The organism is Butyrivibrio sp. AD3002 (genome assembly GCF_000420905.1).
Lineage (GTDB): Bacteria > Bacillota > Clostridia > Lachnospirales > Lachnospiraceae > Butyrivibrio.
In genome coordinates this window covers 557,342-570,399 of the sequence record NZ_ATVV01000001.1, presented here as the reverse complement: position 1 = coordinate 570,399, position 13,058 = coordinate 557,342, and the positions used below count along the sequence as shown (strand labels likewise).

Annotated in this window: 11 protein-coding genes and 1 rRNA gene; 9 read left to right on the top strand and 3 right to left on the bottom strand. The window is 41.1% G+C overall.

What is annotated here, in order from left to right; all coding sequences use genetic code 11:
- Positions 1-258 (top strand): 23S ribosomal RNA (locus G596_RS0102470); the annotation flags it as partial.
- A 173-nt stretch (positions 259-431) separates the two neighbouring features.
- Complete coding sequence (locus G596_RS0102465; RefSeq protein ID WP_330361213.1) at positions 432-950, top strand: GNAT family N-acetyltransferase; 519 nt, start codon at positions 432-434, stop codon at positions 948-950.
- Between the two features lie 32 nt (positions 951-982).
- Here the strand turns inward: G596_RS0102465 and G596_RS20600 are convergent, their stop codons facing one another.
- Positions 983-1,477: a GGDEF domain-containing protein gene (locus G596_RS20600; RefSeq protein ID WP_022760248.1), complete on the bottom strand. Its 495-nt coding sequence runs from the start codon at positions 1,475-1,477 to the stop codon at positions 983-985.
- Between the two features lie 358 nt (positions 1,478-1,835).
- Between G596_RS20600 and G596_RS0102455 the strand changes: the two genes are divergently transcribed.
- From G596_RS0102455 to G596_RS0102425, 7 genes are all read left to right on the top strand, one after another.
- Positions 1,836-2,744 carry a chemotaxis protein gene (locus G596_RS0102455; RefSeq protein ID WP_022760247.1) on the top strand — a complete coding sequence of 303 codons (909 nt, stop codon included), beginning with the start codon at positions 1,836-1,838 and terminating at the stop codon, positions 2,742-2,744.
- A 145-nt stretch (positions 2,745-2,889) separates the two neighbouring features.
- Positions 2,890-6,141, top strand: a complete 3,252-nt coding sequence (locus G596_RS0102450; protein ID WP_022760246.1) for a hypothetical protein — start codon at positions 2,890-2,892, stop codon at positions 6,139-6,141.
- A 34-nt stretch (positions 6,142-6,175) separates the two neighbouring features.
- Entirely contained in the window at positions 6,176-6,781 is a 606-nt protein-coding gene (gene hisH / locus G596_RS0102445; protein WP_022760245.1) for an imidazole glycerol phosphate synthase subunit HisH, read from the top strand.
- A gap of 11 nt (positions 6,782-6,792) precedes the next feature.
- Positions 6,793-7,551: an imidazole glycerol phosphate synthase subunit HisF gene (gene hisF / locus G596_RS0102440; protein WP_022760244.1), complete on the top strand. Its 759-nt coding sequence runs from the start codon at positions 6,793-6,795 to the stop codon at positions 7,549-7,551.
- A gap of 18 nt (positions 7,552-7,569) precedes the next feature.
- On the top strand, positions 7,570-8,244 hold the full coding sequence (locus G596_RS0102435; RefSeq protein ID WP_022760243.1) for a uracil-DNA glycosylase: 675 nt from the start codon (positions 7,570-7,572) through the stop codon (positions 8,242-8,244).
- A 74-nt stretch (positions 8,245-8,318) separates the two neighbouring features.
- Positions 8,319-9,611, top strand: a complete 1,293-nt coding sequence (locus tag G596_RS0102430) for a diaminopimelate decarboxylase (protein ID WP_026671161.1) — start codon at positions 8,319-8,321, stop codon at positions 9,609-9,611.
- Between the two features lie 33 nt (positions 9,612-9,644).
- Positions 9,645-10,517 (top strand): tyrosine-type recombinase/integrase, encoded by an 873-nt coding sequence (locus tag G596_RS0102425; RefSeq protein ID WP_026671160.1) that lies wholly within the window; start codon positions 9,645-9,647, stop codon positions 10,515-10,517.
- Between the two features lie 5 nt (positions 10,518-10,522).
- On the opposite strand, the gene G596_RS25150 is transcribed toward G596_RS0102425, so the two are convergent.
- On the bottom strand, positions 10,523-10,699 hold the full coding sequence (locus tag G596_RS25150; protein WP_022760242.1) for a DUF6472 family protein: 177 nt from the start codon (positions 10,697-10,699) through the stop codon (positions 10,523-10,525).
- A 23-nt stretch (positions 10,700-10,722) separates the two neighbouring features.
- Complete coding sequence (locus G596_RS23385; protein WP_022760241.1) at positions 10,723-12,834, bottom strand: hypothetical protein; 2,112 nt, start codon at positions 12,832-12,834, stop codon at positions 10,723-10,725.
- Positions 12,835-13,058: the final 224 nt, after the last annotated feature.

Here is a 13,058-nt window from a genome sequence, read left to right as displayed (position 1 = left end):
AGGAGCTGTCCTTAGTACGAGAGGACCGGGATGGACGGACCGCTGGTGTATCAGCTGCATCGCCAGATGCATAAGGCTGGGTAGCCAAGTCCGGAAGGGATAAACGCTGAAGGCATCTAAGCGTGAAGCCCCCCTCAAGATGAGATATCCCTGCTTCGGCAGTAAGACCCCTTAGAGACTATGAGGTAGATAGGCACAAGGTGTAAGCATGGTAACATGTTCAGCTGATGTGTACTAATAGGTCGAGGGCTTGTCCAAAAAGGATATAGAACAGAGAGAAATGGATTTAAGATGAGTATTCAGTGTTCGGTTTTGAAGGCATAGATATTTTGTAAGATAGTCATTATGACTATCTTTTTTTGTATATAAAAATATAATCTGATATACTGTAACGAGTTTTGTGATTAAGGGAGTGAATATAAAATATGTATATGGTAAGAGATGTAAAAATAGAAGATGCAAAACGCTTGTTGGAAATATATGGATATTATGTAGAAAATACAGCAATTACTTTCGAATATGATATTCCATCAATAGAGGAATTTTCTGGACGTATACAAAATATTACAAAAAAATATCCTTATCTTGTTATTGAAGAAGATGGAGAAATATATGGATATGCTTATGCAAATACATTTAAAGATAGAGCTGCTTATGCTAAATCCTGTGAACTGACTATTTATCTCGATAAAGATTCAAAGAAGAAGGGATATGGCAGAGCTTTATATGAGACTCTTGAAGCTAGACTTACTGAAATGGGAATCGAAAACCTATATGCATGCATAGGTGATCCTATTGAAATTGATCAGTACTTAAATAGAAACAGTGAAGAATTTCATTCGCATCTTGGATTTGAGACAGTCGGAAGATTTCATAAATGTGGTTATAAGTTTGATAAATGGTATAACATGATATGGATGGAAAAACTGATTGGTTCTCACAATATGTAAGTTTTGAACCAAGCGTAAAAAAGACAGGGCACTTAAGCTCTGTCTTTTTTGTGATTCTTCTCCTTTGCCTCATACATGGCATTGTCCATTTTTTTGAAAAAGCTGTCGAGAGTTTCGTTTTCCTGATCATACATACTGCTGCCGAGTGATAGAGACAGAGTATATGGTCGACTATGTTTTTTTAGATAAGTGGCAATATGTTCATTTATGGATGCCATGATTTTATTTAATCTCTCAGGTGTTGTTTCATAGACTATGAGCATGAATTCATCACCGGCATACCTGATCAGCAGAGAATCTTCGGGCTTACTCCTGATCAGTATTTTTGCAACGTCAATAAGTGCTTTATCACCGGCAGAATGACCGTAAGTATCATTTATGAATTTAAAATAATCCACATCAATCATGATTCCACCGATATTTGAATATCTATTAAAAGTTTCAGCTTTATAAAACAGATAGGCACGGTTATAAAGGCCGGTAAGTGTATCTAGGTACGAAAACTCGTTTTGATTTATAGTCCACATTAAGGCACCAGCAGAAAACAAAGATCGGATTGGCGATAAAACAGAAGGAATTGGCAAGAAGGCATAAAATTCCTCCAAACGGAATTACATAAAGGCAAATTAGTAAACGAAAAATAATATGTTTATTAGATTTTAACATTAACAAAAGAGCTAAAAACTAGACAACTTCTTAAGTTTCTAAAATACTTATAAACAGATTCTTAAAAGACAGTCAACTCGGCTTTCTTTTTTGTTTTTTCTATTTATTTTCAAAAAGTATATGCTATACTGAATTAGGATATTAAATATATATTCAATCGGTTTTTAGTTTGTTTATTAAGTGATTGCAGTTTCTTTTTTCAAAGCGTGAGGTGAAAATATGGAATCAAAAATCTTGCTTGAAAATGGTACAAACGAACTTGAGGTCTTAGAGTTTAGAATTGATGATCATTGCTATGGAATAAACGTTGCAAAGATTAAGGAAATTATTGTATATCAGGAAGTGACGCCTGTTCCGAATGCTCACCCAAGTATTGAAGGAATATTTATGCCCCGCGATACTATGATAACTGCAATCGATTTACGTAATTGTCTTCAGAGAGGTGCATCTAAGCCCGGCGGACTTTTTATAATTACGAACTTCAATAAGCTGGACATTGCGTTCCATGTTGACGCTGTTGTAGGTATTCACAGAGTATCCTGGGCAGATATCATTAAGCCCAATGCCACAATTTCAAAGGCTGAGGAGAGTATTTCCACCGGTATCATCAAACTTGAAGAACGACTGATTATTATCCTTGATTTCGAGAAAATCGTATCTGACATCAATCCTAATACCGGTCTTAATGTGGCTCAGCTCACAGATATCGGAACAAGACAAAGAAACGAAATTCCGATTGTTTTGGCCGAGGATTCACAGCTGCTTAACAAGTTGATTGTTGATTCCCTTAAGAAAGCCGGATATGACAATGTACGTCATTTCGAAAATGGAAAACTGGCATGGGATTATGTCAAAGGCTGCAAGGACAGAGGTCAGCTTGATAAGGTTAAATGTATTATTACCGATATTGAGATGCCGATCATGGATGGACACCGCTTGACTAAGCTCGTAAAGAGTGACGATGACACGAAGCAGATTCCGCTTATTATTTTCTCATCTCTTGTAAACGAGGAAATGAGAAGAAAAGGAGAGTCACTTGGAGCCGACAGACAGCTCTCGAAGCCGGAAATCGGTAATTTGGTAGCTGTAATTGATGAACTTGTTCATGCTGATGGCGATGCCAAATAAAGATATATGATGTGAATGATAACTCCCTTTATTGCTTCAGTTATGAAAATCAATTTTCAATGACTGCTACAATGAAGGGAGTTTTATAATTTTGGTGAGGGCTTTATAGACTTTTAGAAGTCTGGTTTCTTGGGGAGTAAGTAACATGAATTCAAAAAATGAAGAGTATTTGGACAATCTTTTACATTCATTGACAAATAATTCCGGTTCGGGAATAGCTAAGACTAAAACCAATCAACACCATTCCGATGATGCTGATTTAAACGAGGCTATAGGTTATTCCTCCGAGAATGATGATTTAAATGAAATTGGACAGATGCTTGAAAAACTGGATGGCGGAGAGCTTTTGGATTCAGGAATGACAGAGGTTCTGGATGCTATCAGTGCGCCTGCAGATGAGACTTTACATAAATATAAGGTTGGGGATGAAGTCCCGGAAGGCTATGAAAAAGATGCGGATGAGCTTGCATTGGACGAAGCTATTGCAAGAGCTGAAGCCTTGGCGGAGGAAATACCTGAACTCGATGAAGTACCTGCAGAAACTGATGAAGTACCTGAAATAGATGAAGTACCAGGTTTAGAAGAGCCTGCGCCAGCAGGAGATATTCCGATTCTTGAGGATATACCTGCTGTTGAAGAAATACCATCATCAGAAGAAATGCCTATGGAAGATATAGACAAGGTGATGGCTGAGATGGGCATAATGACAGAAGTCGAAGAGACTGTGGCTGAGGAAGCAGTACCAACAGAAGAACTACCGGTACAGGAGGAAATACCTAATGTAGAGGAAGCACCTAGTGTAGAAGAAACAGCTCCATCACAAGATATGACAACGGAAGATATCGAGAAGCTGATGGTTGAGATGGAAAAGGCAGAAGAAGCTGAGCAGGCAGCGGCTCAATCATCTGAAGAAGATGTGTCTTCCGAAGACATAGAAGAGATGATGGCAGAAATGGACATATCAGCAGATACAGAACTGCCTGCAGAAGGGCTGGCTGAAGCAGAACCGGCAGACATAGCAGAAACAGCGCCAGCACAAGAGGAGACTATTGGTCCTGTAGATGACCTCATGGGTGAGGTTGCTATGGAGGTGCCGGAGGATTCAGCTGATGCACTGTTGGAGGTGGCACCTGAGATTCCTATTGCAGATGAGTTTTTGGAGGAAGGAAGCGAGATAACGGATGCGAATCAGTCCACTGAAGATATTTTGGATGAGATGATGCATTCGACACCGGAGGAGGTTTTAGGTAGCAGCGCAGAGAATACGACTGAAGATAATAGCCTTGAGGAACTGGAGATACCTGCTGTTGAATCTGAAGACGCAATATCTGAGGAGATGCTTGATATTGAAGGTATGCTTGATGGTAACAGTGAAGTATCCTCTGACAGCGGCGAGGGTGAAGTATCATTGGATGATATGATGGCGGATCTAAGTGAAGATGCGGCATCACTTGAGGCTATAGTAAACGAAGGCGGGGAGGAAAGTCTTTTAGAGGAGTCAGAGCTTACGCTTGATGATATAAATATTCCAGAGGGAGAAATGATGACCGAGCCCTCAGATGAAATGACAGAAGCAGAGCTTTCATTGAATTCTGATATGCCAGGAGAAGGGGACGGTGCATCAGATGTAATTAGCATGGAAGAAAATGAATTAGCGGAAAGCATGGAATCAACTGAAGATGGTGCGATTGCAGAAGAGATATCGCCTGATGATATTGGTGAGCCTGAAGAATCTACAGAGGATACCGCAGCAATGGATGAAATATCACTGGATGATGTAGGCGAACCTGAGGAGGCTGCTGGAGAGTCTGCAGCAATGGATGAAATATCCTTGGATGATATAGGTGAGTCCGTTGAAGCTACGGAAGAATCCGAAGCAGCCATGGAAGATGCAGAAGCTTTGGAGGATATTTCTCTGGAGGACATGGATATTTCAGAGGAAGCTGCAAGCGAAACATCAGAGATAGATGAGGCTGCTCTGGAGGATGCAGTTGCAGACTTTGCAGATGCTATGAGCGAGAGCGAAGAGGGCGATGCAGAGGCCGATGATTCAGATGTCAATTTTGAGTCCATGAGCGCAGAGCTCGATGATTTATTAAAAGATGTCGGAGACGAAGCTGCTGAGGATGAAGACATCGGAGCGGATATGGATCTCGACAGTATGCTGGAAGATCTTGGTGGAGATCAGGCAGGTGAAGGAAGCGAGCCTGCGGACGTTGAGATGCCCGATCTCGATGCAATAATGAACAGCCTTGCCAGTGATGACGTTGAGGATATGGAAAACACTGCTCATATCGACGAAAAGGAAGGCGGTGGCGCCGATGAGATAAGCCTTGATGATATGGGCAGCGATGAAGCTTTGTCTGATGGTGGTATGGATGCCGGAGAAGAGGTAAATCCTGATGATATTCTGGAATCCATGGGCGAGGAAGCCTTTGATGAGATAGGCTTTTCGGATGATATTCCGGATCCCGATGAAGTCAATGATAATGGCGGAGATTATGATGAGATTGCCCTTAGGATGGGCGGAGAAGAACCGGCTGAGGGCGAAGAGAGCGGAAAGAAAAAGAAGAAAAGGCCGCCGCTTATTTTCCTAATATTTGCTGCACTTTTCAAAGTTTTAACGCAAACTGATGAGGATCTCAATCCTAAATCAGAGGAAGACGAACTTGCCAGTCTGACTGATGAGAATCAACAGGTACTTGATGAACTGGCAGCTGAAGACGGAAAAAAGCCAAAGAAGGAAAAGAAGAAAAAAGAAAAGAAGCCAAAGAAGGAAAAGCCGCCGAAGGAAAAGAAGCCCAAGAAAGAGAAACCTCCGAAACCGAAGAAGGAAAAGAAGCCCAAACCGGACGACGGTGCGCCTGAAAAGGCACTTGCTCCCAAGAAGGTTGCAATTTCCATGTTGTTTGCTTTTAGCATAGGTGTGCTTTGTTGTCTGCCCGCAATTCTTCTTCCGGGAAGAATTATAATGAGCAGGGCGAATAAAGCTTTTGAGAAGGCTGATTATGCAACGGCATATAAGCTTCTTTACGGAAAAAAACTGAATGAGGAGCAAACGCTTAAGTATCATAAGGCAAGAGTAATCGCCGGCGCTAACTATTATTTCGATTCATATGAAAGATTTAAAGCGATGAATATGGAGGACGAAGCGCTGGATATTCTGCTTATCGGAATGAAAAAGAAACATGAAATAGAAACTGAGGCAGAAGAGTTTCAGGTTGCAGGCGAGGTTCAAAGCGTGTATGCTAATATCGAATCGGCACTCACGTCTGTATATGGATTAAGCGCGCAAGATATCGAGGAACTAAATGCCATTGAGGGCAAGAAGGATTACACAAAGCGCATAATGGAAATTACAGGTTCCATAGAAAAGATTATGCCAAAGTCAGAGTGATGATGTCGAAATCCACAATTGGAGATATTGTCGTATGCTGGCTGTAATTGATTATGATGCAGGAAATATTAAAAGCGTTGAGAATGCTTTTAAGTATTTGGGAACCGATATTTGTGTCACCAGAGATCCCGGAGAGATTATGAGAGCAGATCGCGTGATTCTTCCCGGGGTCGGTGCTTTTGGTGACGCAATGAAAAAGCTAAATGAATATAACCTTACGGATGTAATCCGCACCATTGCCGGTAGCGGTACTCCGTTTATGGGAATCTGCCTGGGCTTGCAGCTTCTTTTTGATTCAAGTGAGGAATCGGAAGGAGTTTCAGGCCTTTCCATTTTACCGGGGAAAATTAGAAGGATTCCCGATAACAATGGCCTGAAGGTACCACAGATTGGATGGAACAATCTGAAATATCCCAATAAGGGAAAGTTGTTTGAAGGAATTGATGAGGACTCTTATGTCTATTTTGTGCATTCCTATTATCTTGATGCTGCGGATAAGAGTATAGTGACAGCGACTACTGAATATGGAGTGACTGTTGATGCATCGGTTGAAAAAGGTAATGTTTTTGCCTGTCAGTTCCATCCTGAAAAAAGTGCTGAAGTGGGAATGGAAATTCTCAGGAATTTCCTTAAAGTTTGAGAGGATATAATATGCTTACTAAAAGAATTATTCCATGTCTGGATGTAAATGACGGAAGAGTTGTTAAAGGTATAAATTTTGTTCAGCTGCGAGATGCAGGTGATCCGGTTGAAGTTGGAAAGGCCTATTCCGAGGCAGGAGCAGATGAACTGGTTTTCCTGGATATAACCGCTACTTCGGATGCCAGAAATACAGTTGTAGATCTTGTGAGAAAAGTGGCAGAGCAGATTTTTATTCCGTTTACGGTTGGCGGCGGAATAAGAAGTGTAGATGATATGAGAGCGGTACTTAGGGAAGGCGCTGATAAGGTTGCTGTTAATTCTGCTGCGATAAACAGACCTGAGCTTGTTACTGAGTCTGCAGAGAAATTCGGATCACAATGTGTTGTTGTGGCAATTGATGCAAAACGAAATGAAAATGGCGGCTTCAATGTATATAAAAACGGTGGAAGAATAGATACAGGTTTAGATGCCATCAAGTGGGCAATAGAAGCTGAAAAGAGAGGCGCTGGGGAAATTCTCTTAACTAGTATGGACGGAGATGGAACCAAGGAGGGCTATGACCTCGAGCTTACAAGAGCTGTTGCTGATTCTGTATCAATTCCTGTTATTGCATCAGGAGGTGCAGGAAATTGCGATCACTTTTACGAGGCGGTTACAAGGGGTGGCGCTGATGCGGCATTGGCGGCTTCTCTTTTTCACTACAAGGAGCTTGAAATATCACAGGTTAAGAAATATCTCCATGAGAAAGGAGTCTCTGTGAGACTCTGATGAAAGGATGTGACTAACATGCCAATGATAGCTAATGACTGGCAACTGGCACTTAAGCCGGAATTCAGTAAGGACTATTATAAAAAATTATATAAATTTGTTTTGGACGAATATCATTCGAAGGTGATCTATCCACCTGCGGATGATATTTTTAATGCACTTCATCTTACTCCGCTGCAAAACGTTAAGGTTCTTGTATTGGGACAGGATCCATACCACGAACCGGGACAGGCACATGGACTGTCATTTTCGGTACAGCCGGGGCAGGATATTCCTCCATCACTTGTGAATATTTATAATGAGCTTCACGAGGATTTGGGCTGTTATGTACCAAACAACGGATATTTGAAAAAATGGGCGGATCAGGGAGTGCTTTTACTTAACACCGTTCTTACGGTTAGGGCTCACGCAGCCAATTCGCATAAGGGAAGGGGCTGGGAACAGTTCACGGATGCAATCATACGTGCCTTAAATGAACAGGACAGGCCTATAGTTTACATGCTCTGGGGTAAGCCTGCTCAGAGTAAGGCGGAGATGCTTAATAATCCCAAACACCTCATATTGACAGCTCCTCATCCAAGTCCGCTTTCTGCTTACAGGGGATTTTTTGGATGCAGACATTTCTCAAAGTGTAATGAATTTCTAACTGCAAATGGGCTTGAACCCATTGACTGGCAGATAGAAAACCTGTAAAGCTGTAAAAATTTAGATAGACAGGCACACTTTTTCGTGATAACGTAGTAAAGTGAATTCAAAAACAGGAGGATATTATGAAAAAACCGTTCGTAAACAAAGCACAAGTCGAAGACATTGTACAGAAATACCCAACACCGTTTTATTTATATGACGAAAAAGGAATAGTGGAAAACGCCAGAGCAGTGAAGAAAGCTTTTTCATGGAATAAAGGCTTTCGTGAGTACTTTGCCGTTAAGGCTACGCCGAATCCGGTCCTTATGAAGCTTCTGCAGAGTGAGGGTTGCGGCTTTGACTGTTCTTCTATTACAGAACTTATGCTAAGTAAATCAATCGGTGCCTGCGGAGAAAACATAATGTTCTCTTCAAATGACACACCCGCCGAGGAGTTTGTATATGCTGCAAAAATCGGCGGTATTATAAATTTTGATGATATAACACATATTGAATTTGCCGAAGAAGCACTTGGAGGCAAGCTTCCGGAGACCATCAGCTGCAGATATAATCCGGGCGGAGTATTCAGGATGAGTAACGGAATCATGGACAATCCCGGGGATTCCAAGTATGGAATGACTAAGGAGCAGCTTTTCGAGAGCTTTAAGATGCTTAAAGAAAAAGGCGTTAAACATTTTGGTATTCATGCATTTCTTGCAAGTAATACGGTTACAAACGAATATTATCCGACACTGGCCGCAGGTCTATTTGAACTTGCTGTGGAGCTTGAAAAAGAGACCGGTGCAGATATAAGCTTTATCAATCTTTCAGGCGGCGTAGGCATTCCCTATGAACCCGATAAGGAGGGCAATGATATAGCTGCTATCGGTGAAGGCGTAAGAAGAGAGTACGAAAAGATTCTTACACCTGCAGGAATGGGTGATGTTGCTATTTATACCGAGATGGGTCGATTCATGCTCGGACCTTATGGGGCCCTTGTTACAAAAGCAATTCATGAAAAGCATATCTACAAGGAATATATAGGAGTGGATGCTTGTGCGGTTAATCTTATGAGACCCGCCATGTATGGTGCTTATCACCATATCACGGTTCTCGGAAAAGAGGATGCAGAGGCTGATCATGTATATGATGTTACCGGATCTCTTTGCGAGAATAACGACAAATTTGCTATAGACAGAAAACTTCCCAAGATAGATATGGGAGATTATCTATTTATTCATGATGCCGGAGCCCACGGATTTGCAATGGGTTATAACTACAACGGAAAACTGTGGTGCTCGGAGCTTTTACTCAAAGAGGATGGAAGCGTAGAGCTTATAAGAAGAGCGCAGACACCGAGAGATTATTTTGCTACATTTGATTGTCTGCCTGAATTTGCCGAACTTGATAAAATACTTAAGGAATTTGAGTGATCCAGGATACGCTGCGGGTCAGAGTAATGTGATATGACTGAAATAGATAGTTTTATAAATGATTGCAAAGAGTCGGGGAGTATGAGCAATAACACTCTCAAATCTTACAAATGCGATCTGGATAAACTTCAGAGTTATGTAAGCGAACTGGGAATAACCGATGTGGCGAAGATTTCCGAAAAGGTTCTTAAAGACCATCTGGACAGATTAAAAGAGAAAGGCTATTCTCCTTCGACTATCGCAAGAAATATAGTTTCAATAAAGGCACTGTTCAAGCATTTGGTGAAAATTGAAAGAGTGACTATAGATGCGTCTGAAAACCTTGTTGCACCTAAGGTAGAACTTCCCAAAGCAAATGTGCTCACAAGAAAGCAGGTGGAGGATCTCCTTGGCATGCCTGATGTCAGAACTGCAAAAGGGCAGAGAGATTCAGCGATGCTTGAGCTTATGTATGCTACCGGAATCAAGGTTTCCGAGCTGGTGACAGTGAAAGTATCCCAGCTTGATATGCAGATTGGTAATATTCTTTGTAAAAACAATAAGACGGAAAGAATAATTCCTTTTGATAAGAGAACGAAAGCAGTTTTATCAAGATATCTGCAGGATGGGAGACGCCATCTGATTAACAGAACTGACGAAGAACTTCTTTTCATAAATTATCAGGGAGAAGCAATGAGTAGACAGGGAGTATGGAAACTTGTAAAAAGCTATGCGCAGCAGGCAGATATAAAGGTTCCGATAACTCCTGAGGCACTGCGTCACAGCTTTGCGGCTCATCTTGTTGAAAGAGGAGCTGACATTGAGGCGGTTCAGATGATGATGGGGCATGTAAGTCCAGTTTCGACGAACAGATATGCCAGAGAAAATCGTGATTATATAAGAGATGTCTATGACAGAACTCATTAAAAGTTCTACATCTGATGCTTTACTACTTCATATTCGTTATTATTCCGATAGAAGGGGCATTCACTTTTTGAATTGCCCATAAGTCTGGCATAGTCGTCTTCATCCATGTTGACTCCGCAGTAGTATGCTTCATCGTCTTCGTCATATTCGTAGTAAGTACATTCATCGCAGCGTGTCTGCATATATGTAATCCTTTCAATAAAAGCTATTTCTGTAAAAATTCATACTGGTCATACAGAATCTGAGGAACCTCATTGCCTTCGGTTTTGATCTTTCTGATCATATTGGCAATAGGCCTCATTAGACCATTATGATGTGAGACATGCTTTTTGACAAGCTCACCATACTGAGGGTTGTCCATTAGTTTTTCACGAAGTTCTTTTGAAAATGGGCAGTAAGTAAATATGATTTCTCTTGAAATTTTATTAAGCCTTGGTGATGCGTTTGCTTCAAATTTCAGATAATTCATATATTCCCCGACAAAAACGTTCTTATAGTTGTTGCTGTTTTTCTTTAAGTCAGTTTTTATCTTTTCTTTCATTTCGGTTGAAAGAGAGTGGTTCTTCTTATAGAACTGAAGGTAATCACAGAACATGGATGTGAGAGAAGGATCCGTGACATCGTTCCAGTGCACGCCCTGTTCTGTTTTGCACATTTCCCAGCGAAATTCACCGCATAGACGTATCATAACATCTTCGAAAGTTTCTGTGTTGAAAATTGAGATGATAAATCTGGCAGGGGTATTTCTCTTTTTTCCTTCGATTTCCTGCCATAGAGAGGCACGGCTTCCGACATTTGGCATCAGAATCATATATGGAGTTACATCTTCATCGATAAATACCTGGGTGACACCTATATCGGGATTGGAGTAGCTTCCCTGCCTGCAAAAAACTGAATAATCGATGGATCTGATATAGTCATAAAAATCATTGATCTTTTTCGCATCTACATAAGCTACATCCAAAGGTCTTGTAACATTTTCAGCATCAAATACAGGCACAAAGGTGGAAGGCCTGCCGTAGGTCATTCTGTTACCGAGAGCAAGAAGGTTCTTAATTTCAAATTTAAGACGCTCGTTTCGGTCGTTTTTCATGGCCTCCATCTGTTCTTCGTTGATATCGCCGCTTGTTTTTAAGGTGCGAAGCGCGGTAAAGTAATCCTCATCGAATTCGTTTCGTGAGGGTTCAAGCTCCATATTGTAGATTTTTTTAAGCCACTCATAAGCGGTGATAACATACCCGTTCGGATCGGTTTTGTAGGTTTTCATAAGAGCATAGAGCTGCCTGGTATTTTCAAGACCTGCGAGTTCCTCGTCAACAAAACCGAACATCAGAAACATCATTACTTCAGACGGAACAGCAGGATCACTGAGGCTGCGAAGGAATGCAGCCGTGTAGATTGCATAGTAATCGACGGCTACGCTTCGACGTAGAGCACGGCTTTCGTCCGATGTATCATATCTTGAGGAAGTCTTCTTGAATTCGCCTATAATTCTTCGGAAGTTCTCGGTTGCTTTTTCGTCTGCGCCTGCATACTCAAGGATGGTATTGAGTGCATCCTGTATATCAATATCTGTAATGGCCCCGTCTGCACCATTGCGCTTCATATCGGCGGACTTTGCTCTGATCAGCTGCATGGTAGAGCGGAATTTTCCCACATGTTTCTGGAACTCTTTTTTATATTCGGTAAGTTTCTCGCGGCATGCTGCTATAAATGAAATTGCCTCAAGAGCATTCATTATAAAACCGTTGGCAATATCAGAGGATCTTGCATAGCAGGTCTTTTTTAGTAATTCTTCGTTTTCAGCAAGAGTCCGGTAAAACTTTTCCTGCCAGTCGGTAAGTGCCTGTGATTTTATGGGTGGCTTAACATTATCAAGATCAGGAAAGTCTTCAACCTCAAGCCCAACGGAAACTGCCAGCATAGGATATTCTGCTTTGTCTGTGTCAAGTTGCTCATAGTCTTGTACTGCCTGCGAAAAATCATTTTCTAACTTATCCAGGCATAAAACTACAGTTTTGACGGATTGCGCAGCCAAAATTGGTGAAATTTTAGGGTTGGAACTAATTATTTTATAGATATCATCAATGGAACCAAAAGGGTATGAGAAAACAGAAGATTCTTCATTGGCTGTATAGGTATAGATATATTCATCACCCGGATGCTCTCCGACACCAAGAATTCCGCCAATTCCGACTTCAACGGATTCACCTTCTATAGCTATGCAAACAGAACCCTTTACTACAATTTCTAGAGTTTCTACTTTATCTCCGCATTTGTGTAATACTTGATTTTTAGCTAATGCTATTAGTCCCATATTGCCCCTCTTTGAAGAAAAATTTCATCATATCATTATTATAAACGAAAAACTGATAGCAATTCATTAAAGTTTGGTAAAGATATTTCAAAATCTAACGAAAATCGCGGTTTACGGGCCAAAAAAATCTTGAAAAACAGACCTCAAAAATATATATTTAAAGTAACACTAGGGAGGAGAGTTGATGTACTTTTCGGGTATATCATTTCTCCTTTTGTGTTTTA

Bases quoted from the DNA above. Each gene is read 5' to 3' on its own strand.
- G596_RS0102465 (WP_330361213.1), top strand. From the start codon at position 432: ATGGTAAGAGATGTAAAAATAGAAGATGCAAAACGCTTGTTGGAAATA.
- G596_RS20600 (WP_022760248.1), bottom strand. From the start codon at position 1,477: ATGTGGACTATAAATCAAAACGAGTTTTCGTACCTAGATACACTTACC.
- G596_RS0102455 (WP_022760247.1), top strand. From the start codon at position 1,836: ATGGAATCAAAAATCTTGCTTGAAAATGGTACAAACGAACTTGAGGTC.
- G596_RS0102450 (WP_022760246.1), top strand. From the start codon at position 2,890: ATGAATTCAAAAAATGAAGAGTATTTGGACAATCTTTTACATTCATTG.
- hisH (WP_022760245.1), top strand. From the start codon at position 6,176: ATGCTGGCTGTAATTGATTATGATGCAGGAAATATTAAAAGCGTTGAG.
- hisF (WP_022760244.1), top strand. From the start codon at position 6,793: ATGCTTACTAAAAGAATTATTCCATGTCTGGATGTAAATGACGGAAGA.
- G596_RS0102435 (WP_022760243.1), top strand. From the start codon at position 7,570: ATGCCAATGATAGCTAATGACTGGCAACTGGCACTTAAGCCGGAATTC.
- G596_RS0102425 (WP_026671160.1), top strand. From the start codon at position 9,645: ATGACTGAAATAGATAGTTTTATAAATGATTGCAAAGAGTCGGGGAGT.
- G596_RS25150 (WP_022760242.1), bottom strand. From the start codon at position 10,699: ATGCAGACACGCTGCGATGAATGTACTTACTACGAATATGACGAAGAC.
- G596_RS23385 (WP_022760241.1), bottom strand. From the start codon at position 12,834: ATGGGACTAATAGCATTAGCTAAAAATCAAGTATTACACAAATGCGGA.